Origin of the sequence: Enterobacter sp. BNK-13 (assembly GCF_048685015.1) — a bacterium.
In the GTDB taxonomy this organism is placed as follows: domain Bacteria; phylum Pseudomonadota; class Gammaproteobacteria; order Enterobacterales; family Enterobacteriaceae; genus Enterobacter; species Enterobacter quasiroggenkampii.
The window spans coordinates 3,122,041-3,146,758 of the sequence record NZ_JBLQTP010000001.1; the positions used below are offsets into that span (position 1 = coordinate 3,122,041).

General features: G+C 58.4%; 26 protein-coding genes. 10 read left to right on the forward strand and 16 right to left on the reverse strand.

Going from position 1 to position 24,718, the window contains the following annotated elements; genetic code table 11:
• Window positions 1-229: 229 nt before the first annotated feature.
• A complete protein-coding gene (locus tag ACMGGQ_RS15050; RefSeq protein WP_021241815.1) occupies window positions 230-418 on the forward strand; it encodes a YfgG family protein in 189 nt (62 codons plus the stop codon).
• Here ACMGGQ_RS15050 and ACMGGQ_RS15055 read toward each other — a convergent pair.
• Window positions 415-1,305, reverse strand: a complete 891-nt coding sequence (locus tag ACMGGQ_RS15055; RefSeq protein ID WP_420290228.1) for a LysR family transcriptional regulator — start codon at window positions 1,303-1,305, stop codon at window positions 415-417. The genes ACMGGQ_RS15050 and ACMGGQ_RS15055 overlap by 4 nt on opposite strands.
• A 97-nt stretch (window positions 1,306-1,402) precedes the next feature.
• On the opposite strand from ACMGGQ_RS15055, the gene ACMGGQ_RS15060 reads away from it, so the two are divergent.
• From ACMGGQ_RS15060 to ACMGGQ_RS15070, 3 genes are read left to right on the forward strand one after another with little or no spacing between them, the layout of a single operon-like run.
• Entirely contained in the window at window positions 1,403-2,632 is a 1,230-nt protein-coding gene (locus ACMGGQ_RS15060; protein WP_420290229.1) for an MFS transporter, read from the forward strand.
• Between the two features lie 51 nt (window positions 2,633-2,683).
• Window positions 2,684-3,151 carry a DUF6130 family protein gene (locus tag ACMGGQ_RS15065; RefSeq protein ID WP_063622244.1) on the forward strand — a complete coding sequence of 156 codons (468 nt, stop codon included), beginning with the start codon at window positions 2,684-2,686 and terminating at the stop codon, window positions 3,149-3,151.
• A gap of 11 nt (window positions 3,152-3,162) precedes the next feature.
• Window positions 3,163-3,906 (forward strand): alpha/beta fold hydrolase, encoded by a 744-nt coding sequence (locus ACMGGQ_RS15070; RefSeq protein ID WP_069719752.1) that lies wholly within the window; start codon window positions 3,163-3,165, stop codon window positions 3,904-3,906.
• A 54-nt stretch (window positions 3,907-3,960) separates the two neighbouring features.
• On the opposite strand, the gene iolB is transcribed toward ACMGGQ_RS15070, so the two are convergent.
• From iolB to ACMGGQ_RS15120, 10 genes are all read right to left on the reverse strand, one after another.
• Window positions 3,961-4,785, reverse strand: coding sequence for a 5-deoxy-glucuronate isomerase (iolB, locus tag ACMGGQ_RS15075; protein ID WP_063622246.1), 825 nt, complete (start codon window positions 4,783-4,785; stop codon window positions 3,961-3,963).
• A 9-nt stretch (window positions 4,786-4,794) separates the two neighbouring features.
• A complete protein-coding gene (gene iolE, locus ACMGGQ_RS15080; protein WP_196346741.1) occupies window positions 4,795-5,685 on the reverse strand; it encodes a myo-inosose-2 dehydratase in 891 nt (296 codons plus the stop codon).
• 11 nt (window positions 5,686-5,696) lie between these two features.
• On the reverse strand, window positions 5,697-7,601 hold the full coding sequence (locus ACMGGQ_RS15085) for a bifunctional 5-dehydro-2-deoxygluconokinase/5-dehydro-2-deoxyphosphogluconate aldolase (protein ID WP_252077921.1): 1,905 nt from the start codon (window positions 7,599-7,601) through the stop codon (window positions 5,697-5,699).
• Window positions 7,602-7,613: 12 nt separating this feature from the next.
• Window positions 7,614-8,747: a Gfo/Idh/MocA family protein gene (locus ACMGGQ_RS15090; protein ID WP_032646810.1), complete on the reverse strand. Its 1,134-nt coding sequence runs from the start codon at window positions 8,745-8,747 to the stop codon at window positions 7,614-7,616.
• An 8-nt stretch (window positions 8,748-8,755) separates the two neighbouring features.
• The gene (locus ACMGGQ_RS15095; RefSeq protein WP_008502116.1) at window positions 8,756-9,784 is read right to left on the reverse strand and encodes an ABC transporter permease; all 1,029 of its coding nucleotides are present in this window, start codon (window positions 9,782-9,784) and stop codon (window positions 8,756-8,758) included.
• Window positions 9,785-9,795: 11 nt separating this feature from the next.
• On the reverse strand, window positions 9,796-11,343 hold the full coding sequence (locus ACMGGQ_RS15100; protein WP_420290230.1) for a sugar ABC transporter ATP-binding protein: 1,548 nt from the start codon (window positions 11,341-11,343) through the stop codon (window positions 9,796-9,798).
• Between the two features lie 54 nt (window positions 11,344-11,397).
• Window positions 11,398-12,327, reverse strand: coding sequence for a substrate-binding domain-containing protein (locus ACMGGQ_RS15105; RefSeq protein ID WP_420290231.1), 930 nt, complete (start codon window positions 12,325-12,327; stop codon window positions 11,398-11,400).
• Window positions 12,328-12,358: 31 nt separating this feature from the next.
• The gene (gene iolG / locus ACMGGQ_RS15110) at window positions 12,359-13,345 is read right to left on the reverse strand and encodes an inositol 2-dehydrogenase (RefSeq protein WP_420290232.1); all 987 of its coding nucleotides are present in this window, start codon (window positions 13,343-13,345) and stop codon (window positions 12,359-12,361) included.
• A 301-nt stretch (window positions 13,346-13,646) separates the two neighbouring features.
• Complete coding sequence (iolD, locus tag ACMGGQ_RS15115) at window positions 13,647-15,572, reverse strand: 3D-(3,5/4)-trihydroxycyclohexane-1,2-dione acylhydrolase (decyclizing) (RefSeq protein ID WP_420290233.1); 1,926 nt, start codon at window positions 15,570-15,572, stop codon at window positions 13,647-13,649.
• An 11-nt stretch (window positions 15,573-15,583) separates the two neighbouring features.
• On the reverse strand, window positions 15,584-17,089 hold the full coding sequence (locus ACMGGQ_RS15120) for a CoA-acylating methylmalonate-semialdehyde dehydrogenase (protein WP_420290234.1): 1,506 nt from the start codon (window positions 17,087-17,089) through the stop codon (window positions 15,584-15,586).
• 291 nt (window positions 17,090-17,380) lie between these two features.
• Between ACMGGQ_RS15120 and ACMGGQ_RS15125 the strand changes: the two genes are divergently transcribed.
• Complete coding sequence (locus tag ACMGGQ_RS15125) at window positions 17,381-18,214, forward strand: MurR/RpiR family transcriptional regulator (RefSeq protein ID WP_023344667.1); 834 nt, start codon at window positions 17,381-17,383, stop codon at window positions 18,212-18,214.
• Window positions 18,215-18,296: 82 nt separating this feature from the next.
• On the opposite strand, the gene ACMGGQ_RS15130 is transcribed toward ACMGGQ_RS15125, so the two are convergent.
• The 3 genes from ACMGGQ_RS15130 to ACMGGQ_RS15140 form a co-directional block, all read right to left on the reverse strand.
• Window positions 18,297-18,677, reverse strand: a complete 381-nt coding sequence (locus ACMGGQ_RS15130) for a DUF1641 domain-containing protein (RefSeq protein WP_063616404.1) — start codon at window positions 18,675-18,677, stop codon at window positions 18,297-18,299.
• Entirely contained in the window at window positions 18,677-19,873 is a 1,197-nt protein-coding gene (locus ACMGGQ_RS15135) for an NAD(P)/FAD-dependent oxidoreductase (protein ID WP_048029599.1), read from the reverse strand. The genes ACMGGQ_RS15130 and ACMGGQ_RS15135 overlap by 1 nt, the downstream gene beginning before the upstream one ends.
• A gap of 204 nt (window positions 19,874-20,077) precedes the next feature.
• On the reverse strand, window positions 20,078-20,440 hold the full coding sequence (locus ACMGGQ_RS15140; RefSeq protein WP_306482312.1) for a YcgJ family protein: 363 nt from the start codon (window positions 20,438-20,440) through the stop codon (window positions 20,078-20,080).
• Between the two features lie 361 nt (window positions 20,441-20,801).
• On the opposite strand from ACMGGQ_RS15140, the gene ACMGGQ_RS15145 reads away from it, so the two are divergent.
• The gene (locus tag ACMGGQ_RS15145; protein ID WP_032651264.1) at window positions 20,802-21,098 is read left to right on the forward strand and encodes a barstar family protein; all 297 of its coding nucleotides are present in this window, start codon (window positions 20,802-20,804) and stop codon (window positions 21,096-21,098) included.
• A 164-nt stretch (window positions 21,099-21,262) separates the two neighbouring features.
• Here ACMGGQ_RS15145 and ACMGGQ_RS15150 read toward each other — a convergent pair whose 3' ends face one another.
• Window positions 21,263-21,475, reverse strand: a complete 213-nt coding sequence (locus tag ACMGGQ_RS15150) for a hypothetical protein (protein ID WP_420290576.1) — start codon at window positions 21,473-21,475, stop codon at window positions 21,263-21,265.
• Window positions 21,476-21,833: 358 nt separating this feature from the next.
• Between ACMGGQ_RS15150 and ACMGGQ_RS15155 the strand changes: the two genes are divergently transcribed.
• The 3 genes from ACMGGQ_RS15155 (at window position 21,834) to ACMGGQ_RS15165 (ending at window position 23,413) form a co-directional block, all read left to right on the forward strand.
• Complete coding sequence (locus ACMGGQ_RS15155) at window positions 21,834-22,382, forward strand: hypothetical protein (protein ID WP_420290235.1); 549 nt, start codon at window positions 21,834-21,836, stop codon at window positions 22,380-22,382.
• Window positions 22,383-22,842: 460 nt separating this feature from the next.
• Complete coding sequence (locus ACMGGQ_RS15160) at window positions 22,843-23,094, forward strand: hypothetical protein (RefSeq protein ID WP_023292816.1); 252 nt, start codon at window positions 22,843-22,845, stop codon at window positions 23,092-23,094.
• A complete protein-coding gene (locus ACMGGQ_RS15165) occupies window positions 23,066-23,413 on the forward strand; it encodes a low molecular weight protein tyrosine phosphatase family protein (protein ID WP_032651266.1) in 348 nt (115 codons plus the stop codon). Before ACMGGQ_RS15160 ends, ACMGGQ_RS15165 begins: the two co-directional genes overlap by 29 nt.
• 97 nt (window positions 23,414-23,510) lie before the next feature.
• On the opposite strand, the gene ACMGGQ_RS15170 is transcribed toward ACMGGQ_RS15165, so the two are convergent.
• Window positions 23,511-24,164 (reverse strand): LysE family translocator, encoded by a 654-nt coding sequence (locus ACMGGQ_RS15170; RefSeq protein ID WP_420290236.1) that lies wholly within the window; start codon window positions 24,162-24,164, stop codon window positions 23,511-23,513.
• 238 nt (window positions 24,165-24,402) lie between these two features.
• On the opposite strand from ACMGGQ_RS15170, the gene ACMGGQ_RS15175 reads away from it, so the two are divergent.
• Window positions 24,403-24,621 carry a DUF7661 family protein gene (locus ACMGGQ_RS15175; protein WP_032648750.1) on the forward strand — a complete coding sequence of 73 codons (219 nt, stop codon included), beginning with the start codon at window positions 24,403-24,405 and terminating at the stop codon, window positions 24,619-24,621.
• Window positions 24,622-24,718 lie beyond the last annotated feature (97 nt).

Here is a 24,718-nt window from a genome sequence, read left to right on the forward strand (position 1 = left end):
CCGGGAATCCGTTGACATAAATCAAACTACTTTACGCAAATAACATTTTGTGGCGTTTTTTCGACATCTTTTTCTTCATATTATCAATATGGTAAATGCGTTGATTAATTTCAATAACATTAATTAATGTAAACATTGACGGTTATTTACACATCACAGAATTGACCCCATCTTCCCGCTGTGCCTTAATATCCTTATCGCCCGGAAGGGCTTATCCAGGAAAAACAGAGTGAGTCAGGTCACGCGTATGCGCAAACGACATCGATTTAACACCCGAATGACCCGCATCATACTGCTCATCAGCTTCCTGTTTTTCTTTGGCCGCTTCGTTTACTCTTCGATTGGCGCCTGGTACCACCATCAGGATAAAACCCAGTCGCAGCAATCCAGCCTGACCGTCGACACCGCTGACCGCTAAACCGCCGAAGGCTGTTGCACGAGCCGAATAAGGGCCGCGATCCCTTTGCTGAGGATTTTATCCTGCCGCATGACTACCGCCAGCTGCCGCTGCAGCATGGGCATCAGCGACATCACCCATAGCCCTTCGCGATCGACCTCCTGTTCCACCGCCATGCGCGGCACGATGCTGTAGCCCAGCCCTGCGCGAACCATGCGTTTGATCGCCTCGATGCTGCCAAGCTGCATCACCGGCGCGATCGCTAAACCCTGGCCGTCAAACCAGCCGTCGATCAGCGCCCGGGTGCCACTACCTGATTCAAAGGCTATCAGCGGATGAACGTGCAGCGCGGCTGGGGTGAAGTCCCTGAAAGCTGCCTGCTGTTCCCTTGAGGCGATAAAGACAAACTCTTCGTCCATCACCGGCATCACGTCCAGCGCTCTGCCACTCACCGGCAGCGTGACCAGCCCCATATCGAGACGGTTCTCTTCGATAGCTCTGACGATGTCGAGGGTGTTGCCCGTCGTCACCCCCACGCTCAGGAGCGGATAGTCGCGGCGTAGCTGCTCCAGCAGCGGCGGCAGAAGATGGATGCAGGCCGTTGCCCCCGTGCCAAGCGTAATGGTGCCGCTTACGTCGTGGCTAAACGCATTCACGGCCCGGATGGCGTCATCCACCACCTGCTGAATACGCTCCCCGTGCGCCAGCAAGGTTTCTCCGGCAGCCGTCGCCTTAATCCCTCGCCCGGTACGCTCCACCAGCCGCGTTTGCAGAAACTGCTCCAGCTGGCGTATTTGCAGGCTGACGGCGGGCTGGGAGAGGCCCAGCACGTCCGCTGCCGCTGAAAAACTGCCGCGCTGTATCACCAGACGGAAGGTGGCGAGATAGCCCAGATTAAGCGTCGTCATTCAAAGTTTCTCTTATACCGCGCATAAGGTTGCGGCCCTGCCAGCACAATACCGCGCCCGTTATGCTCTGGACAACTGCATAGCGGAATGAACACTCATGGAAACACCTGCCCTGCCACACCGCCTCGCCCTTACGGCCGGGTGCAATCAGCTCATCAACTGGGGGATCTCGTTTTATATGCCCGGCACCTTTGCGCTGGCCATTTCAGCCGACCGGGGATGGTCGTCACCGCAGATTTACCTCGGCCTGACGCTGGCGATGCTGGTGATGGCGGCGGTTTCCCCTTTTGTCGCCCGCCTGCTGGCATGCTTTGGCGGTCAAAAGGTGGTGATGGGCGGAACGCTGCTGATCGCCGCAAGCTGCGCCTGTATGGCGTATACCCGGACGCTTTATGGCTGGTACGGCGCCTGGCTGGTCACGGGCGTGGGAATGCGCCTGTCGCTGTACGATGCGCTGTTCGCCGCGCTGGTCAACCTCTACGGACAACAGGCGCGAAGAACAATCTCGCGCGTCACGCTGGCGGGCGGGCTGGCCTCTGTCGTCTTCTGGCCGCTGGGCGATGCGCTGCTTCACGTGATGCGCTGGCAGGACGCATTACGCATTTATGCCCTGCTTGGCCTGCTGAGCGCGTTGCTGATCCGCACGCTTCCCCGGCAGCGGCTGACGGTGACGACGAAAATCGCCGCACCGCCGCTGAACAACGAGCGCCGAAACGGCTGGCTTTATGCCGCCTTCATTGCCCTCATCACCTTTGTCTCTAACGGCACCTCCACCCATCTGCCGGAGTTTATTGCCCACTACGGCCTGCCGGTCGCTATCGGCATGCTGTGGGGAATCGGCCAGACAGGCGCGCGCTCGCTGGAGGTGCTGGCGGGGGCTCGCTTAACGCCATTCACATTAACGCTTTTTACCGCTCTCGCCATGCCGCTCTGTTTTCTTGTTGGGTTGAGCAGCGCCCTGTTTGTCTGGTGTGCGGCCGGCTTTGTGCTGGGCTATGGGGCCATCAACGGGCTGGTTACCCTTGTCAAAGCCACCCTGCCGCTGGAGCTGTTTAGCGCGGAAAGCTATGCCCGCCGCACGGGCATGCTGCTTATTCCCGGCCAGCTGATGGCTGCAGCCTCACCGTATGCCTATGCGTGGCTAAATAAAACGCTGGGGATCGCGGGTGCAATGGGGGTGTCGACGGGCCTGACGCTGCTGATTGCCGGGCTGGCGATAGCCATTGTGCGCCGTCCCGGGAGGCAAACTGTATCGCACTGTATCCCGCGGGCCACGGTGACAAACGGGTACAAAACGCCCCCTCCGGCAAATATCTCCGATACATAAAAATGGTTTTCTTTCCCTGTCGCCATTGAGAACTGATGAGGAGAGAGAGCAATGATTCGTCGCTACGTACTTTTCCCCCTGCTTGTCCTGACATCCGTCGCAGGTGCCCAGGCCACTCCCCTGGACAATCTGAGCGCCGCGGACGTTAACGGCCCCGCCGCCGTTGCCCCGCTGGCGCAGCCGCAGCCGCCTGCAAAACTGATCGTCGATCCGCCGCTTGCCGGGCCGCTGAGCAAAGGCGCGGTGTTTATCCAGTACCGCGCCGAAAACCTTCGCATCGAGCCGGTATTCGGGCCCGACGCGCTCAAGGTCACCCCGCGCATTGGGCACATTCACGTGGTGGTGGATGATGCGCCGTGGCACTGGGCTGACACCAGCGGAGAGCCGGTGATCCTGGTGGGGCTGCCCGCCGGTAAACACAAGGTGACGATAATTCTGGCCGACCCGACGCACAAGCCGCTCGACCACAAAACCGTTGAATTCACCGTCCCGCCCCACGCGGCGGTCCACCATTTTTAAGGAGTCTGAAGATGAAAGCACTGTCTGTAGTCACGGCAGGCCTGCTGGCGCTTTCCGCCAGCGCCTTTGCGCAGAGTAAAACCAGCGTCGTGCTGGTCCACGGCGCGTTTGCCGACGGCAGCAGCTGGAATAAGGTCATTACCCTGTTGCAGAAACAGCACGCAGAGGTCATTGCCGTCCAGCTGCCGCTCACGTCGCTAAAAGATGACGTTGCCGCCACAAAGCGGGCCATCGCCCGCGCGCAGGGTGACGTAGTGCTGGTGGGTCACTCCTGGGGCGGCACCGTGATTAGCGAAGCGGGCAACGATGCGCGGGTAAAATCGCTGGTGTATGTGGCGGCTTTCGCGCCGGACTCCGGCCAGTCGACGGCGGACCTGGCAGGAAGCTACCCTGCACCGCCGGGCAGCGCGGGCATTGCCAAAACGGCGGACGGCTATTTATACCTGCCGACGGAAGCCGTCAGGAAGGATTTCGCGCCGGACGTGAAGCCAGCCATTCAAGATACGATTGCAGCCACGCAGGGGCCAATTAAGGCCGAGGCGTTTGGTGAAAAGGTCGCCCACGCGGCGTGGCATGACAAACCGAGCTGGTTTGTGGTCAGCAAAAATGACCGAATGATCAACCCCGATCTTGAACGTGCGATGGCGAAGACGATCCACGCGAAAACCACCGAGGTGGCGGCGAGCCACGTGTCGATGGTGAGCCAGCCGCAGATCGTTGCCCGGACGATTGAGCAGGCGATTGAAGCAAAGTAATTTTTTGCGAATTGTAGGCCGGGTAAGCGCAGCGCCACCCGGCAAAAAACAGCCTCAGCGCCCGCCATCCGCGGGATAATCCCGATTAATCCACGCGTGGTCCTCTTCCCAGGTGAACATCCACTTGCGCACCGGCCCGGCCATCACGTTGAGATAATAGCTGTCATACCCGGCCATCGTCGCCACCGGGTGGTAGCCCTTCGGCACCATGACCACGTCACGGTTATAGACCGCCATACACTCATCCAGCGCTCTGTCGTCTGTGTAAACCCGCTGCATGCAGAACCCCTGCTCCGGATTGAGGCGATGGTAGTAGGTCTCCTCCAGATACGTCTCCTGGGGCGGGTTATCCGTGTCGTGCTTGTGGCTCGGGTACGAGCTGGTGCAGCCCTCGTTGGTCCAGACCTCCACCACCAGCAGGCTGTCGGCGGGCTTGTCTTCCGGCAGAATGTTATGCACGTAGCGCTGGTTGTGGCCCTTGCCGCGCGCTTCAGCGTCGATATCCTGCGGCGCAATCAGCCGCGTCGGATAGGTGCCCTTGCCCGGCGCAGCGCAGACCGCCAGCTCCAGCGTCGTCAGCGCCTTCACCTGCACCGTCTCCTGCGGAGTGACGTACACCGCCCACGGCTTGATGCGCTCGAACGGGCTCATCCGCTCGCCGATGTCGTTAAACTGCGCGGAAGGCGTGCTGATGGAGGCGCGCCCGGCGACCAGCACCAGGCAGCGCTCTTCACGGACGGCGGGCAGCGTCAGCGTCTGCCCCTCCTGCAGCTCATACGCCTCAAAGCCGACGTACCCCCACCCTGCGCTTTCCGGCGTGACGGACTGAGTGCGCCCCTCCGCGTTTGGCTGTTGCCAGCGTGATAACAGACGTGACATGTCACCTCCTCAAATCAGTCCGGCGTCGCGCGCCAGACGGCTCAGATTGTTATACCCCAGACGGGCGTAGGTCAGCGGATGGGCAATAGCCGGATCCTGCTCCGCCTCCACCACCAGCCAGCCGTGATAGTCCTGCGCCTTCAGCAGCTGCATAATCGGCGGATAATCCACGCAGCCGTCGCCCGGCACCGTAAACACGCCGCTCAGTACCGCATCAAGGAAGCTGGTTTTACGGTTTTTCACGTCCGCCAGCACGTCGGCACGCACGTCTTTGCAGTGAACGTGGTTGATACGCGACGCCCAGCGCTGCGCCACCGCCAGCGGATCGGCCCCGGCAAAGGTCAGATGACCGGTATCCAGCAGTAGCCCCACCGCGTCGCCGGTGTGGGTCATCAGATTGTCCACGTCGTCGGCGGACTCAATCACCGTGCCCATATGGTGATGGTAGGCAATCTGCACGCCCTGCTGCTGGGTGTAGCGGGCAAATTCGGTAAGCTTCTCGCCGTACTCCTTCCAGCGCGACTGCGGGAAGCGCGGGCGCAGGTGCACCGGGGTCTGCTGCTCGCCGTGAATGCAGCCGCTCACTTCCGCAAAGACCAGCACCTTCGCCCCCAGCTCGCGCAGGAGCGTCAGGTGGGACTGCACGGCGGCGATCTCCTCCTCCACGCTGCGCTCCAGCAGGCGGCCGGAATACCAGCCGGAGACCAGCTGCAGGTCGTGGCGCTGCAGGATGGGGCCGAGCAGGCGCGCTTCGCGCGGGAACTTATTGCCCAGCTCGAAACCGGCGAAACCGGCCTCTTTACCTTCGCTCAGGCAGGTCTCCAGCGGCGTCTCTGCGCCCAGAGAAGGCAGATCGTCGTTCGTCCACGTCAGCGGGTTAATGCCCAGTTGTACACTCATTGTCGTCTCCATTATGCGTGTCCGCGCTCGCGCCACCAGGCGATAAGCTGCAGGTAGTTGTCCCGGATGCGCGCCACCAGCTGCGCATCGTCAATATCGTGCTTCAGCCACGCGCGGGAGGCATCGCCAAACAGCGTGCGCCCTACGGCGAAGCCTTTTACTACCGTCTGCCCCGCTGCGGCCCTGAAGTCGGCGCGCAGCTGTTCCGCAGGAGCGTCCAGGCCGAGGATCACCACCCCGCGGCAGTGCGGGTCCCGGCGTTCGATAATCTCGCTCAGCGCCGTCCAGCCCTCCGCTGAGAGCGGCGGCAGCTTCCACCAGTCGGGATAAATGCCGAGGTTGTAGAAGCGGGAAATGGCGCGCAGGTAGAGCTCGTCGCTGCGCGGCATGCTGGCGGGAAGGATCACCTCCAGCAGCAGCTCGTGCCCGGACCGGCAGCAGGCGTGATACACCTCGGCAATTTTCTGCTCCTGCTCCAGGCGCAGGCCGTGAGCGTCTTCCGGATGGAAAAAGACCAGACACTTCACCACGTGCTCCTGCGGCCAGCTGATGAGCTGGGTGCCAATGTTGCCATGCTCCATCTCCAGCGGACGCGAGCCCGGCAGCTCAATGGGGCGACCAATCCACCACCCCTCGCCGGTGATGGCGTTCAGCGCGTCCTGACCAAAGGTGCCGTCGCACAGCAGGCCAGCTTTGCCCTCCAGCCCGGCACGGCTCGCCGCCTCGCGGCTGGCCTGCAGGATCAGCTGCTTCAGCGCCGGAATGCGCCCGATCGACGCGCCGCACTGCAGCGCCATATCCTCAAGCTGGCTGCGGTGATCGAAGGCCATCACGCACAGCTCCGGCCACTCGCGGCGTCGGGTGGTCACCCGGTGGAGGTGGTTCAGACGCGGGTCGAGATCCGGGCGCGGCACATCCGCAGCGCGGGAGAGATAGTCATCCAGCTCGATTTTGCTCGGCATCGCCGGGGCGCAGCCGTGGCGCGAGACCACCAGCGCGCCGCAGGCGTTGGCATAGCGGCACGCCTGCTCCCAGCCCTCGTCGTTCAGGTAGCCGCGCAGCAGGCCGGACATAAACGCGTCCCCCGCGCCGAGGACGTTCAGCACCTCCACGCGCACGCCGGTCACCGTCAGGCCGTCGTCCAGCCGGGGCGGAATGGCGTCGGTATAGACCGAGCAGCCGAGGGCGCCGCGCTTGCAGACCAGCGTGGCCTGACTCACGGCACGCACCTGCCCCAGCGCCTGCAGGGTCTCCGTGCTACCGCCCGCAATGTGAAACTCCTCCTCGGTGCCGACAATGACGTCGAAGAGGTGCAGCACCTCCTGCAGCTCGCGGGTGACCTTATCGGCGGCGATAAAGCGCGTTTCACCGTCGCCTAAGGAGGTCAGCCCCCACAGCACCGGACGGTAGTCGATGTCCAGCACCGTGCGCACGCCGTGACGGCGGGCATAGCCCAGCGCCGTCAGCACCGCCTCGCGGGTCTGGGGATGAGAAAGGTGAGTCCCGGTGATGGCAAGACAACGTGCGGAGGCAATGTAGCTTTCGTCCACATCGCTGGCCGTAATGGCCATATCCGCGCAGTTATCGCGATAAAAAATCAGAGGAAAGGTGTCCCGGTCTTTAATGCCGAGTAGCACCAGCGCCGTGAGGCGGTCTTTATCGGTAATCAGATGGCTGGTATCGCAGCCCACCTGGTTAAGCTCTTCCCGCAGAAAGCGGCCCATATGTTCATCGCCGACGCGCGCCAGCATCGACGAGCGCAGGCCCTGGCGTGCGGTGCCGTACGCCACGTTGCCGGACGAGCCGCCGAGGTATTTGGCAAAGCTCGACACATCCTCCAGACGGGCACCAATCTGCTGACTGTAGAGGTCTACCGCCACGCGGCCCATGCATATCACATCAAACTGCTTTTCCACGTTGATACCTCATCAGACAATGTCGTTCACGTTCAGCCAGCGGCCTTCCCGGTGCGAGAGCGCGATCGCGTCCAGCACGCGCGACACCTTCCAGCCCTCTTCGAAGTCCGGCCACATCGGCGCGTCGGCGGCAATCCCGTCCACCAGGTCGCGCACCTCCACCGTTTTTTGATCGTTAAAGCCAATCCCGTGGCCTGCGCCCATGCAGAACGCGGCGTAGTCCGGGTGTGCAGGGCCGACGAGTAAGGTACGGAATCCCTGACGGTTCACCGGATCGTCATGCAGATAGAGCTTCAGCTCCGCCATGCGCTCCTGGGTGAAGCTGATGGCGCCTTTCGTCCCGGTAATGACGTACGACAGCCCCATCTTGCGGCCGCAGGCGACGCGGGAGGTTTCAATCACGCCCTGCGCCCCGCCCGCGAAGCGCACCATCGCGTGGGCCTGATCCTCGTTTTCGACGGCAACCATGTCCGACGAGCCGGCCTTCGCCGGGCGTTCCGGGACCACGATCTTCAGGTCGCCGCAAACCTGCTCAATCTCCCCGACCAGGTACTGGGCCATATTGACGATATGCGCCGCGAGGTCGCCCAGCGCGCCCAGCCCGGCGGTCTCTTTAAAGCAGTGCCAGTGAATGGGCGAGCGCGGGTCGGCCATATAGTCTTCGTTGTGGGTGCCGTAGAAGTGGATCACCTCGCCAATCTCGCCGCGGGCGATAATCTCCTTCGCCAGCTGCGCCGTCGGGTTTTTCATGTAGTTGAACCCCACCAGCGTTTTCACCCCAGCCCGCTTCGCGGCGTCGACCATCTCGCGCGCGTCGTGGGCGTTCAGCGCCAGCGGCTTCTCCGAGTAGACGTGCTTGCCGTGGCGGATCGCCTCCAGCGCCATCTCTTTATGCAGATGGTTGGGTGAGCAAATATCCACCACGTCAATCGCCGGGTCGGCCACCAGCGCCCGCCAGTCGCCGGTGGAGCGGTTGAAGCCAAATGCCTGCGCGCGCGCTGCCGCCAGCTCCGGCGTGACTTCCGCCACCATCTCGCGCACCAGCCTGCCGCGAAGGTTGAACACCGTCGGGGCCTGGGCATAGGCGATAGCGTGCGCCTTGCCGATATACCCGGTGCCAATCAATCCAATACGAACCTCTTTCATCGTGATCCTCACAGTGCGCCGCGACGGCTCTTGGCGTAGGTATCAAACGCCACCGCCAGAACGATAATTAATCCGGTGATAATCTGCTGGTAGTAGGCCGAGACGTTCATCAGCACCAGGCCGTTAATCAGAATCCCCATGATGATGGAGCCGATAATGGTGCCGCCGATGCGCCCGTAGCCGCCCATCAGCGAGGTGCCGCCAATCACCACCGAGGCGATGACGCGCAGCTCAAAGGAGATCCCGGCCACCGCCTCGGCGCTCCCCAGACGCGCGCTCAGAATGAAGCCCGCCAGCCCCGCCAGGCAGCCAATCAGCACGTAGACGCTGACCAGTACGCGCTTGACGTTCACCCCCGCCAGGCGCGCTGCCTCCGGGTTACCGCCGATGGCGTAGACGAAGCGGCCCCAGCGGGTTTTATGCAGCGCCAGATAGCCGCCGAGGGCGACGATGGCGAAGATCCAGATCGGAATGGAGATGCCGAGCAGCTCCCCGCGCCCCCACCAGCGGTAGCCCTGATCGAAACCGGCAATCGGCGCGCCGTCGTTGATCACCAGCGTCAGGCCGCGCCAGATGGTCATCCCGCCGAGGGTCACGATGAACGGCGGCAGGCGCAGGCGGGTCACGCCCAGACCGTGCAGGAAGCCAATCGCCGTGCCCATCGCCAGGCAAATCCCCAGCCCAATCAGCCAGCTCATGCCGCCCCAGGCGTTCGGGTCGACGGTGGTGAAGTTGTCGCCCTTGATCACGTACGCCGCGGTCATGGCGCAGACCGCCAGAATAGAACCCACGGAGAGGTCAATCCCGGCGGTCAGGATGACAAAGGTCATCCCCACGGCCATGATCCCGTAGATGGAGACTTCGGTCAGGATGTTGAAAATATTGCGTTCAGAGAAAAAATTACTGTTCTGCGACTGGAAGAAGATCAGCAGCAGGATCATGAAAATCAGGACCCCGAAGCGCTCGAAGAAGGCGATGGGATCGATGCGTCCGGCGCGTTTGACCGGGGCCTGCGTTTTAGAAATCATCTGCGTCATGAGAAACTCCGTTATGCCGCGTTCAGGGCGTTGTGGTTGATGGCCATCATCGTCATCAGCCGTTCTTCGTTAGCGTCGTCACCGTGGATCTCGCCGGTCACTCGCCCTTCGCTCAGGGTGATGATCCGGTCTGACACCGCCATCACTTCAGGCAGATCGGAGGAGATCACGATCACCGCCACGCCCTTTTTCGCCATGTCAAACAGCACCTGGTGCACTTCCGATTTGGTTCCCACGTCGATGCCGCGCGTCGGCTCATCGACGATCAGCACCCGCGGGTTGAGCGCCATGCAGCGCGCGAGGATCACCTTTTGCTGGTTACCGCCGGAGAGCTTGCGCACCTCCTGCGCGCTGTTGACCATTTTGATCTGCAGCGCCTTGCGGTAGGACTCGATCAGATCGTCCTCTTTGCGGGTGTTCACGAACCAGCGCCACTGCAGCAGCGAGGAGAGGCAGGAGAGCGACAGGTTGTCGCGAATCGACAGTCCCAGCACCGCCCCCTCTTTTTTGCGGTCTTCCGGTACCAGCGCCACACCCTGGTCGAGGGCATAGAGCGGGTCGCGCGGCTGGTACGGTACGCCGTCCAGCTCAAAGCTCCCGGCGGTAAACGCGTCTGCGCCAAACAGGCAGCGCGCCACCTCGGTGCGTCCCGCGCCCACCAGTCCGGCAATGCCTAAGACCTCCCCGGCGTGAACGTGGAAGCTGATGTCGTGCAGGGCGATGCCGTGCGGATCCAGCGGCGGTTTTTCGCGGCTCAGCCCCTTCACCGCCAGGCGGACGGGTTTGTCCTCATGATGGGTTTCGCTGGCGGGACGGCGATTAAAGGCCACGTCGCGCCCGACCATCAGGCGGATCAGTTGTTCGACGTTGGTCTCCGCCACCGCGCCGGTGCCGGTGAAACGGCCGTCCTGGAAAACGGTGAAGCGGTCGCAGAGCTGGAAAACTTCGTGCAGGCGGTGGGTGACATAGATAATGCTCACGCCACGGTTTTTAAGCTCGCGCACCACGCGGTGCAGGCTTTCCACCTCGCTGTCGCTCAGCGCGGCGGAGGGTTCGTCCATAATGATGAGCCTGGCGTTGAGGGTCAGCGCCCTGGCGATCTCCACCATCTGCTGCTGGGCAACGCTCAGGCGGGCGACCGGGGTGGTCGGTGCAACGTTCAGCTGCAGATAGTCGAGAATGACCTGCGCCTCCTGATTGACCGCCTTTTCGTCGACGATCAGGTTGCGTTTACGCGGCTCGCGCCCGAGAAACATGTTTTCCGCGACGGTCATGTTGGGCAGCAGGTTGAATTCCTGATAGATGGTGATAATGCCCTTGTTCTGCCGTTCAACCGGGGAGTCGTCCACCGGCAGCGTTTCGCCGTTGAACCAGATCTCCCCGCGGGTTTGCGGCTGCGCCCCTGCGAGCGCCTTCAGCAGCGTGGATTTACCCGCCCCGTTTTCCCCCAGCAGGGCGTGGATCTCGCCCGCGCCGACGGTCAGCTGGACGCTGCTTAACGCCCAGACGCCGGAAAAGCTTTTTGCCAGGTCGGTCACTTTCAGTAAGGGTTGCGACATCGGTCTGCTCCTCCTTTAGAGTGAGCCGCCGCGCCAGCGGCGGCTGCGGATAAATCAGTTACCGGCCTCACCGATACGCTCAGCCTGCTGCAGGTTTTCTTTGGTGATCAGCGTCGGCGGGTAGTCGGCCCCGATGATGGCTTTTTTCTCGCGCACGTTGGCCACCAGCTGGCTCATCGCCGTCTGCACCGCAAAGCCCGGACGCTGATCCGCCGTCACCGCCAGCCAGCCGTCGCGCACGCGGGCCAGCGCTTCCGGTACCGCATCAAAACCGGTGACCAGAATTTCGCCCGGCTTCACGCCCTGGCTCTGCAGCGCTTCAATCGCCCCCAGCGCCATGTCGTCGTTGGCGGAGAGGATCACCTGAGGACGCTTTGGCAGCGAGGGCAGCACGCTTTCCACGATGCGCATCCCTTCAGAACGCATCCAGTTGCCGGTCTGATCGGCGACGATCTTGTACTTATCCCCGCCCGCCTTCAGGCTGTCGCGGATCCCTTTGGTGCGTTCGATGTTGGAGGAGGAGCCCGGCTGGCCGGTCAGCAGAATGATCTCCGCCCCGTCGGGGAATTTGGTTTTGACGAAGTCGCCAATCGCCTGGCCGCCTTTGTAGTTGTTGGCGCCAAAGTGCGGCACCTTCTTCTGGCTGTCGACGGAGCGGTCAAGGGTGACCACCGGCAGCTTCGCATCCTGAATTTCATCCACCGCGCTGGAGACCGCGTTCACGTCGTTCGGGGAGACGATAAAGCCCTGCGCGCCGCGGGTGATGGCGTTTTCCAGGTCAGCCACCTGCTTCGGTGAACTGCCCTGCCCGTCCAGTACCTGAAGCTTCACGCCCATCTCTTTTGCGGCTTTTACCGCCGTGCGCTGCATGTGAACTTCAAACGGCATGGCCAGGTTTGGCGTACTGAAAACAATTTGCTCGTTTTCGGCGAGGGCGGCCCCGGACGTCATGGCGATGAGGGCGGCTACGATCAGTTTTTTCATTATTATGTCTCTCTGTGTAGGGTTGTGGTGTTTAGAGGACGATCTCGCGCTGGCTGCGCAGTGACTCCAGCGCTTTATCCGCAAGGTACAGCGCACGTTCACCATCATCGCCGCTGCAGTCAGGCACCGCTTCGCCGCGCAGGACCGCGACAAAGTGTTCCCATTCCGCGGCGTAAGCGGATTTGTAGCGCTGCAGGAAGAAGTGTTCCGGCAGCGCGCTGGTGCAGCCCTGTTTGCCGTAGTGCTGCACCTGGTTTTCCAGAATGTTGCCCGCGCACAGCAGCCCTTCGGAGCCGTGCAGCTCCAGGCGCTGGTCGTAGCCATACGAGGAGCGGCGGCTGTTGACGATGGTCGCCATCGCGCCGGAAGCGTATTTCAGGACGATAAACGCGGTATCGATGTCGCCTGCCTCGCCAATCGCCGGATCCACCAGGTTGCTGCCCTGGGCATACACCGACACCGGCTCTTCGCCCATGATGTAGCGAGCCATGTCAAAATCGTGAATGGTCATATCGCGGAACATGCCGCCGGAGACGCGCACGTACTCCGCAGGTGGTGGAGAAGGGTCGCGGGAGATGATCAGCAGCGATTCCGGCTTGCCGATGCGCCCGGCCTGCACGTCGGTTTTCACGCGGCGGAACTGCGGGTCAAAGCGGCGGTTAAAGCCGATAAACAGCGGCACGTCATACTCTTTGACCACCTTCAGGCAGTCGCGCACGCGGGCGAGGTCGAGGTGGACCGGCTTTTCACAGAAGATGGCCTTGCCGTGGCGGGCGGCTATTTCAATCAGGTCCGCGTGGGTATCGGTGGCGGAGGCGATCAGCACGGCGTGAACGTTAGGGTCGGTCATCGCTTCATCCAGGCTCTGCTGGCGGGCCTGATACTGCGTGGCAAGGCGGGTGGCAAATTCCTGATTCGGGTCAACCACGGACCAGAGCGTGGTCGCGCCGTGGCTGGCGATGTTAGCTGCATGTACCTGGCCAATTCGGCCAGCGCCCAGTAAAGCAATGTTAAACATAACGGCTCCCGGTGTTGGTGAATGCTGTGAACTAACGACCCTATAAATAAAACATTTATTTCATTTTTATAAATAGTGAAAATTATGTTTTTGAGTGCGGGTTAACACTTTTGAGATGAATGAGATAAATTTTGTTATCAATCTCACAACATGGGAGGACATACAGCAGCTCCCCTCACCCCGGCCCTCTCCCCAAAGGGGCAAGGGAGAAAAGAGTGCACCACACCGTCCCCTCTCCCCTTTGGGGAGAGGGTTAGGGTGAGGGGAAAATGAAATGAAAATTTCGTTACGACGGAAAAACTTAATACTGACGGGCTTTTTTCACCTGCGCCTGCGTTTGCTCCGCGGCTTTACGCACGGCAGACGATTCCGCCACCTGCGCATCACCGGTTCGCCACCAGGAGGCGTAGTCGTGGGTCATGGTCTTCGGCAGCACCTTGATGTCCAGCAGCGTGGGGCCAGGATGCGCGCGGGACGCCTCCAGCGCCGCCAGCAGGGTTTGCTCGTCGTGCACCCGCCACGCGCGACAGCCGTAGCTCTGCGCATTTTGCGCGAAGTCGACCTTCACCAGCGGACCGTCAAGCAGTCCGGTTTCCGGGTTGCGATGGCGGTTTTCCGTGCCAAAGCTGCCCATGCCGTGCCCCATCTGCAGGTTGTTAATGCAGCCGAAGCTGGCGTTATCAAACAGCAGAACGGTGACCTTAATGCCCTCCTGAACGGCGGTTTGCAGCTCGGAGTGCAGCATCATGTAGGAGCCATCCCCCACCATGGCGTATACCGGCTGCTGGGGCCGGGCAAGCTTCGCGCCGAGGGCTGCCGCAATCTCATAGCCCATGCAGGAGTAGCCGTACTCCAGGTGATAGCTGTCCGGCGTTTTGACCTGCCAGAGGCGCTGCAAATCGCCCGGCAGCGAACCGGCCGCGCCCACCACGATGGCGTTATCTTCAATATGCTGGTTGATCAGGCCCAGCACCCGCGTCTGGGTCAGGCGGGTGTTGAGCGTCTCGCCGTACTCCGCCAGCTGCGCGTCCAGGTGCCCCGCCACTTCGGGCGCGTCGTCCGGACGCCACTGGCGATCCCACAGGCGACGGCACTCGTCGCGCCAGGCGGATTTCGCCTCAGCGATCGCCTCTCCCCAGCCGCTGCGGTAATCACCGAGCGCGTGGGTCAATGCCTCGAGCCCGGTTTGAGCGTCGGCAATGAGCGCCGTGGCGTCCAGCTTCAGGGCGTCAAACTCGGCCACGTTCAGCAGCAGAAATTCGACATCCGGATGGGAAAAGAGCGCCTTGGAGCCGGTGGTAAAGTCGGTCAGGCGCGTGCCGATGCCAATCACCAGATCAGCCTGCGGCGCGAGTTGGTTGGCCGCCATTCCGCCCGTCACCCCTACGCCACCGAGGTTAAGTGGGTGGTCACTTACCAGCGCCCCCTTTCCGGCCTGGGTTTCGGCAAACGGCAGCTGCAGCGTCTCGACAAAGTCGCGAAACGCCTCATGTGCGCCGGAATAGCGCACGCCGCCGCCGCACACCACCAGCGGACGACGCTTGCGGGCGATCAGCGCCCGCGCCTGCGCCAGACGCTGCGGATCGGGCGGACGGCGCTCGATGTGGTGCACGCGACGCGCGAAGAAGCTCAGCGGGTAATCCCACGCTTCCCCCTGCACGTCCTGCGGCAGGCAAATCGTCACCGCACCGGTATCTGCCGGGTCAGTAAGCGTTCGCATCGCGCTGAGCATCGCGCTCATCAGCTGCTCGGGGCGGTTAATGCGGTCCCAGTAGCGGGAGACCGGACGGAAACAGTCGTTGGTGCTGATGCTGAGGTCGTGATACTGCTCAATCTGCTGCAGCACCGGGTCCGGCTGGCGGCTGGCATAGATATCGCCCGGGAGCAGCAGCAGCGGAATACGGTTCGCCGTGGCGGTTGCCGCGGCCGTGACCATATTGGCGGCGCCCGGCCCGACGGAGGAGGTGACGGCAAAGATGCGCTGACGACGGTGCTGTTTGGCAAATCCCGTCGCCATATGGGCGATGCCCTGCTCGTTACAGCCCTGCATCACCTGCAGATGGCCGGGATCCTGCTCCAGCGCCTGGCCGATACCCAGCACGTTGCCGTGCCCAAAGATGGTGGCGACGCCCTCCACGAAGGGCGTTTCGTGACCATCCACGCTAACGTACTGTTGGTTAAGGAACCGGACCAGCGCCTGAGCCATAGTCATACGTTCGGTTTGCATAACGCCTCCTGTCAGCCCAGCGTCGGCATGGAGAACGCAGCGCCTGTCTCCTGCTGCATTTCCGGCCAGCGCGCGGTGATGGTTTTCATTCGGGTGTAGAAACGCACGCCGTCGTTGCCGTGGACGTTGAGCGCACCGAAGATGGAGCGCTTCCAGCCGCCGAAACTGTGGAATGCCATCGGCACCGGGATTGGCACGTTGACCCCCACCATGCCCGCCTGCACTTCTTCGCAGAAGCGACGCGCGCAGCCACCGTCGCGGGTGAAGATTGCCGAGCCATTACCATATTCATGGCGGTTAATCAGGTCCACCGCGCTGGCGTAATCTGCTACGCGCACCACAGAAAGCACCGGACCAAAAATTTCTTCTTTATAGATGGTCATCTCCGGGGTGACGTTATCGAACAGCGTCGGCCCGACAAAATAGCCCTGCTCGTGGCCCTTCACGCTAAAGCCGCGGCCGTCCACGCGCAGTTTCGCCCCCTGCGCTTCCCCGCTGTCGATGTAGCCCAGCACCTTGCTACGGTGCGCGGAGGAGATGAGCGGCCCCATTTCGTTTTCCGGCGTCTGGTCGAGCCCCGGTCCGACGCGCAGCGCGGCAATCTGTTTTTCGAGCCGGTCGCAGAGGTCATCGGCGGTGTTATCCCCCACGGTCAGCACCACCGAGAGCGCCATGCAGCGCTCGCCCGCCGCGCCGTAGGCCGCGCCCATGATGGCGTTGGTCGCCATCTCCATGTCGGCATCCGGCATTAAAATGCAGTGGTTTTTCGCACCGCCCAGCGCCTGGCAGCGCTTACCGTGGGCGGACGCGGTCTGGTAAATGTATTCCGCAATCGGCGTGGAGCCGACAAAGCTCACCGCCTGCACGCGCGGGTCGGTCAGGAGCACGTCAACGGACTCTTTATCGCCCTGCACCACGTTGAAGACGCCGTCCGGCAGGCCGGCCTCTTTCAGCAGCTGCGCCAGCGCGAGCGCCAGAGAAGGGTCTTTTTCCGACGGTTTCAGCACGAAGGTATTCCCGGTCGCCAGCGCAATCGGGAACATCCACATCGGCACCATCGCCGGGAAGTTAAACGGCGTGATCCCGGCGCAGACGCCGAGCGGCTGCATCAGCGAGTGGCTGTCGACGCCGGTCCCGACGTTCGCCGAGTGTTCGCCCTTTTGCAGATGCGGAATACCGCAGGCAAACTCCACCACTTCCAGGCCGCGGGTCAGTTCGCCCACCGCGTCGGAGAAGACCTTGCCGTGCTCTTCGCTGATGAGGCGAGCCAGGCGATCCATGTTCTCTTCCAGCAGCGCTTTGAAGCGGAACATCACGCGCGCGCGCTTAAGCGGAGCATGACGCGCCCACGCCGGAAACGCCTGCTGCGCGGCGGCAATCGCCTGCTCCGTTTCCTGTGCCGTACTCATCACCACCTGGCGGATCTGCTCGCCGGTGGCCGGGTTGAAGATCGCCTGAACGCGCTGGCCTGAACCGGTGACACATTCGCCGTGAATAAAATTCGCTACCGTCTCCATCCTTAACCTCTCGCTGTTGATACGTGACTGTGACCTGAACACTGTGTACTGACCACTATATATGAAACAAACATTCCATTTTAAGTTGAAATAAAATAAATGATGATTATTGTGATCAAGGATGGATTTTTATGTTAACAGCCAGCACCACTGACGCCGCGTGCGCTATTAAGGGATTTCGGGCGAGGAAATGACTGAAGTTTCTGTTTCATTTTTGCTGCCAGATGGATGGCCGACATTTAAAAGACGCGGTTTTGCGTTTAGAATCATATGACTGTATTGGGGGAAAAGATGACGACAGCAACCAGCCTGAACGAACTGCAGCAGCAAATCCGCGATCGCTACGATAGCCTGAGCAAGAGGCTGCAGCAGGTCTCCCGCTACGTGCTGGACAATACCAACAGCGTGGCCTTCGATACGGTTGCCGTCATCGCCGAGCGCGCCGACGTGCCGCCCTCGACGCTGATCCGCTTTGCCAACGCCTTTGACTTCACCGGCTTCAACGAAATGAAACAGCTGTTTCGCATGAACCTGGTGGAGGAGACCGCCAGCTACAGCGACCGCGCCCGTCTGTTCCGCGAGATGGAGAGCGAGGCCGTGCCGGAAACGCCGCTCGATATCCTGCAGGAGTTTGCCCGTTCAAACGCGCAGGCGCTGCAGCAGCTGGCCGCCCGCGCCGAGCCGGAGATGCTGGAGCGCGCGGTACAGCTGCTGGCCGACGCCGATACCATCTACATCGCCGGACTGCGCCGCTCCTTTAGCGTCGCGGCCTACCTCACCTATGCCCTGAGCCATCTGGAGTGCCGCCCTATCCTGCTCGACGGCATGGGCGGGATGCTGCGCGAGCAAATCAGCCGCATTAAGGCGCGCGACATTGTGGTGTCGATCAGCTTCTCGCCGTACGCGGAAGAGACGGTGATGGTCAGCGAAACCGCCGCCAGCGTCGGCGCGCGGCAGATTGTGATTACGGACAGCCAGATAAGCCCGCTGGCGACGTTCAGCGATCTCTGCTTTGTGGTGAAAGAGGCGCAGGTGGACGCGTTTCGGTCTCAGTCGGCGACGCTGTGCCTGGTGCAGTCGCTGGTGGTGGCGCTGGCGTATCGGTTGGGTGGCGGGGATAAATAGCCCACGGTACCGCTCAACAGGCCGGGTAACATAAACCCGCTACCCGGCATAATCGCCATTTCCGGTGAACATCCGCCCGATCTTAGCGGTTTTCGATCTCAGGACACTCAGGATAGCTGACCGAAGCGAGGGCATTTAGACGCTGCCCCGTAATCTGTAACACGCGCAGCAAAAGCATGATGCCGCGGCGGGTATCAGGGTCGTTGAGCATAGTAAACACCTGACGAAGCGAAATATCCCCTTCCCGGTTAACCTGCTCCCCCCACGCCATGCGTAGCGCGGTTCCCCCTTCCCAGCCGACGGTCACGACATCGTCAAAAACGCCAGCCAGTTTTTCGACCATCGCGTTATCGGCCATTTCCAGCATGTCTGCGACGACGGCAAGCAGATCAACCAGATTATTCAGACGATTGCCCGCCATAAGCGGGGCAAGGCTTTTTAGTAACTGTTCCTGGTCACTCATCAGAACATCCCCCTCACGACGCCCCAATACAGTCCACGGTTAAAACCGTTTCGCAGCATGCCGCCGAGTTTTGTCGCCGGCATGGGGGTCACGTCATTGCGATAGTCATATACCAACGGCATGCCGGCCCAGAGCCCCATCTGCGCGACGGCCTGAACCCGTCCATCATAATGGTTACCGCTTCCGGGCGGTCTGCCGTAAAGCTCCGCCACAATGTTGTCAGCAATGACGGGCGCCTGGTTGTGGCACGACCCTCCCGCTTTACTGATCGGCAGATCGACGGTATCGCCGATCACATATACCCCTTCTAAACCGTAGACGCCCAGCGTCTGGTGATCCGTCGGCAGCCAGCCTTCACCGTTCTGAACCTCGCTAAGCCCGGTATCACGCACCGCGTCGACTGCCCGGATGGGCGGCGTTGCCATCAGGATGTCGAAATTCTGTGAATCGCCCTCGGCGGAATACGCAATTTTGCTGTCAGGATCGACATGGCTTAAGGTAAAACCACGCTGATGCTGTATTCCTTTGGCGGCAAAAATATCGCCCAGCGCCTCCCCCACCGGACGTTGCAGGAACAGGCAGTTTCGCAGCAGCTGCGCGACGGTCGGATAGGTATAAACAATCTCAACCTGATTACGTACGCCACGCTGACGCAAATAGTCATCAACCATCAGCGTGGTTTCAATGGGGGCAATGCCGCACTGGTGGGGAACATTCGGTGTTTCAGGGAAAGAGACAGTAATAAATATTCGCCCCTTTTTGAGGGTGGCGAGCTTATGCGCTAATTGTCTGGCAGCCGCGTATTGATAAAAATGATCGCCCGCGTCGGCAAGGCCAGGGATTTTTTGTGTAAAAGGTGTGCAGCCGGTGGCAATAACCAGCAGATCCCAGTCGTAATGTCGCTTACTGGCCCCGTACAGTCGACGCTGCTTAAAATCGAAAGATTCAATCCTGTCGGTAATAAATTGAATTTCCGGACTCAGTAATTGCCGTTCAGGCCGGGCTAGTTCATGGTGATGGAAGAGGTTAAAGGCGACATACATAAAGGCGGGTTTGTAGTAGTGCACCGGTGATTCGGAAATCAGTACCAGCTCTACCTGACCGGCAGCAATTTCACGTCGTAATTTCCTGGCCAGCAGATTGGCAACAATGGTTCCTCCCGTGCCGCCGCCGACAATCATTATGCGGTTTTTCATTCCTTTATTCGCTCATGGTAGTGAATGGGAATTCACGTAACCAGACCGCTTCACTGTTACGCTCAGCTAAAGGGTAGTAATAGAGTAATATTCCGCAATATAACCTTTAAATAGAAATTTAACTTTGATGACCACATCATTATTTATAATATATACTGTAAAATATAATTTATATCCCTATAACGTAGTCTCTTTTCATTACCATTATTCGCCGAAGAGCAGCTTTGTGTACTTTTTAGAGATAGCCCCGGAGCGCTGTCCGTTCGCGCCATAATAGCGATCTTCACGGCACAGTCGCTCCTTCACATCGCAGAAAATGCCGTTGGCAAAGGTGAATTCAGTCAGATCGACATTGCTCGACGTGAACACCTCGTTTGCAGCAGCCTTCTTACCGAGATAGGTCTCTGTCAACGCGCGGGATAATCCCTTGTCATTGGCGCATACATATCGGTCGCAGAGCACGCCCGATACTGGCGACTTGAGCCTGGCGGGGGTCCTGGCCTGGGCGGACATGGCGGACACGGCCAGCAGCGCGGCCACAGAGCATGCGAGTATTGATTTGTTCAAGATGATAATCTCCGTTGGTTAATGAATGTCGGCTTTACGCCGGGCGCGGTGGAACCATCATGAGGGTGAACAACCCTGGAGGGTTCTGAGTTTCAACAGGAAACAGCCCGTTTAGCTTTTTGTTGACCTAACATTCGTCGAAAGTTCAGCCCGGAGGCAATTGTAAGGGCCCTATCCCGGTGAGTCATGCGATTTTAAAGAGCTGAACTAATATGCTGTATACGGAGTGGGTTTGTGGGGCGGGTTAGGTCCGCTCTGAGCGAGGAGCGGAAGATGGTAATTGTTGAAACCATCAAGGCGGACATTACGTGCATTGTCGTGTATTAATTAACGGGTAGAAAGTCAAAGTGAGTGAACAGGAATGAGTGTAGGTGAATTGTATTTGGATGGAGCGCACGTCCTATCTGAAAAAGAGTTCCATTCCATTATGTCTGCATCATTAGACTTTGGGCCTTACTATGGTAGAAATCTCGATGCATTGTGGGATCGCCTTAGCACCGATGTTGAAAGGCCGGTAAAAATAATATGGTTAAACTCTGACTTATCCAGAATATATCTTGGCAGTTATTTCGACGAAATTATCAAGGTTTTTGAGAGGGCAAAACTGCAAGACCTGAATTCAAATTGGGAAGAAAAGTTCGAGTATGTATTGAAATAACCCGTACCCGCAGGATAGTCCGGCGTAGTGGCATTCCGATTTTGGCAACATAGACAGAAGTGTGAAATGTCCGTTCTTGGCACTCAGGTGACCTACACAACGGCGATCATGAGGCTCAACTGGACAGTAAGATGTTTTTGTCCAGTTGTACCTGCCTGTGGCATTTATCTCAGTAATACCTGAATCAGCTGAACAAAGATATACACTGTCGCTGCCACTGGTATAGTCCGGAACCCCCATCTGAGATAGCGCCATTCATGGCGTTCTCTGGCATCAGCTGCTTCAATAGCGGGGTCAGAACATTTTCTTTTCCTGGCCCTGAATTTATCGATTACCCACAGGATGAGAATAAAGGTAATGATGGTTTTCTGAAGGATGGATTATCCACAAAGAGTGACTCCGGCCTGCCCGCTGATACAAGCAGAATAGATGAACCACCTTCACGCAGCCACCACTCACCACTTAATGTAGGGGTGATATTCGTTTTCGTTCTGGTGGATTTTGCAGTGATTCTGTCCATGGCAGTTTGCTCCCCTGCTATCTGACCAGCGGACATTGCTAACAGCATTCTGAGCGAATCAACAGGGTGCAGGTCAATGCTTGTCTGTCTGAACCTGAACGAAGGGGCGCGCGTATAGATGACAGTTTATGACACTTCATCCTAACTGCTGTTAAAATAACATTTCTACTCATTATGAGATGCTATGTGCCGCCTAACACTGATAAGGAGTTCAGATGTCTATCTGGCAGCCAAAGAGCCGCGAAAATAGCCTTAAATTGCTACTCAGAGATATTCCTGATTGTAATTGGGTGCCTTGTGTCAAGAGGGCTGTAGGTGGTTTAACCGAAGTCGCTTTTTCACGCAATTATAACCACTTGCTCCTGATCATTTCCTCTTCCGGAAGAGGGGTGCTTGATTGCCTGAGTGGAGAGATTATTGCCAGAGATTATGAAGAATATGGTAACTGGTACGACTCAATTGGCCTTGCATGTACAGGTATAGGACCGCTGAGCGGTGAAACTCTTTCCATCGCCGGTCTGTGTGGCGGTGGTTTACCAATGTTTAACCGGTATGGAGAAGCACTCGAGCGAGTATCGCCAGAGTGGCCTCTGGAAATGTTAATCTGGTGCCCGCCGGGCAAGAGTGCATTAATCGCATCCCATAAAGAAGGGTGTCTCAGACTTGCGAATGATTACTTTCACTGTGTTGGTTTCTCATGGGATGGTGAGTTAATTATATCGGCAACAAGCAGTGACATCACTGTCTGGAAAAGACAGGGCTGATTAATATGACTGCTACGTGGTGTTAAAAATGAAGGAAATTGACGATGAGTTTGTAGAATATGATTTGGACTGGTTTTTATCCAGCCAGGAAGGGTACCTCACGCATTTTACAACGCTTCTGGCCCATAATGCGGCTTTTGTTCCATGGATCTATTGTCATGTTCAATCTCCATTGGGTTAGTAGATGTGATTATGGTTGTCCTATATGAGCCAGGAGTGGAAGTGAGCTTTATGATTAACTCGACCATTTTCGGACAATTTTCTAAAAACGAATGTTCTGTTTTGATGGGGTATTTACCCTTCGTTTGAGCGGAGTATACCTATCACCGAAGCCAGAAACTTGACTATGACTCACCATAAACGGGAGTATTAACTGCCCCCGTAAGATGCTAAGCTTTTACAGTTTGTTCTCCCCGTATTATCGCGGCTGCTGACCCGATTAATCTGAGAGAGTAAAACAATGGAAACAAAACGTACTCGAGATTGGCGCAATGCACAGAAGCGACGTAACAAGTCTCGTGATATCCGCAAGACCTTATTAAAATTCCGTGGCGAAAAAAACTGGAAGATGCTTTACACGCGGTCGGATAAATTGTTGCGTGCCGCACAACTGGGGCTTGAGTATCCACGTATTACTAACCAACAGCTTGCCTTGAGAGGTCTGGAAGAGTACCTCTATTCGGATGAACGTACTTTTTATATGCAGTCGTAATCAATGGCGAAGCCCCACGGCGGAACAGGTGTTCCGCCGTTATCCATCCCTTGCCGTACTTTCCGCTGGGACTAGCCGGAATGCAAAAAAAAGAGTCTCTGCCGAATTGCTTCAATGGGCTGATGTTGTCTGTGTGATGGAGCAGAAGCACAAAAATCGCTTAGTGGCCCAATATGGCAGGATCATCGCATTCAAGCCTCTGCATGTGCTCGATATCTCTGACGATTATCTTTTTATGGATCCTGAGTTGATAGCAATATTCAAAGATATCGTACCGGAAAAATTGGGACTAACCGATCAAGAAACAGAGAGCCAATAAGAGTTTTATCTTTCTGTTATTTATTTCTACACATCCTTCTTCGACAATGTCCGCTTCTGGCACGGAGCGGACACTGGGTTTACCCTTTCGGTAAAACTTAACTGGAAGATTTCGATACGACACCAGACCCGCTAAACAACATGCGGATACCGAGGCCTATCATGACAACACCTGTAAATCGTTCCTGCCATTTGATAAAGCCAGGGTGTTTACTTAGCCAGTTTCCAAATGTCCCTGATGCCATCGCGACTGACCCCAGGGAAATAATTCCTGCCAGCTTCTGGATACTACCCAGAACAAGCAATTGCAACCAGACAGGACCCGCGGCAGGATCGACAAACTGAGGAAGAAAAGCAAACATGAACAGCAGGGATTTTGGGTTAGTCAGGCTGTTCAGGGCGCCTTCCTTAACGGCACTCCAGTCAGAAATTTTGGCCGTTTTTCGCAGCCGCGTATCTGTGCCTGAAGTCGCAATCATTTTTATGCCCAGCCACATCAGATAAGCCGCACCAGCCCACCTTAACAGATCTAGTGCAACCGGCCAGGCATGAACAACGGCTACCAGCCCCAGGACAAGAAAAGAAACTTGCACAAAACCCGCTACAAATACATTACCCAGTACCGTAAACAGTGCAATACGTCTTCCCTGACCGACGCCTCTGGCGATAGTTAGCATCATGTCTGACCCCGGAGAAATCTCCAGAAGCGTCAGCGCGAGAAGAAAAGTGATAAACGTTTCGATGGAAGGCATCTTGGTTGAGTCCGGATAAATATTTCTGCTACGTTACCTCAGTCCGATTCGAGCCGAAAGTGGAATATACTGCAGCGTCTGCTGCAGGCACAGAGCAGACAGAGCAGATACAGAAGCATGATGTCCACTGTAAGCGAGATGCGAACGCTGACCTTTCATATTTGTACGATTTACGCTCTGGCCTGATCTGACATGTATCATAGATACAGGAATTCACTAGCATGATCGGAGATTGCATATGCTGATATATAACGTTTTTGGACGGCATATTGGCGTTCAACGTAAGCATGATCGGTGGCTGGTATTTCGTGCTGACCTGACGGAGAGAAAGTTTTCTCGACTCTATGACATCGCTATTCCTGACGATATGACTGAAGGCGAGATTGCCGGTTGGCTGGGTGACATTTTCCATGAAGCCGCAACCGATCGTCATCCAAATGTGGAACGCATCGAATAAGGATTGAATGGATAGCCTTACGTTGCGCCCGCTCCTGGCACTCACCTGACATGATGTTGCCAGCCATGGCCCAAAAAAAAGCCCGCAATCCGCGGGC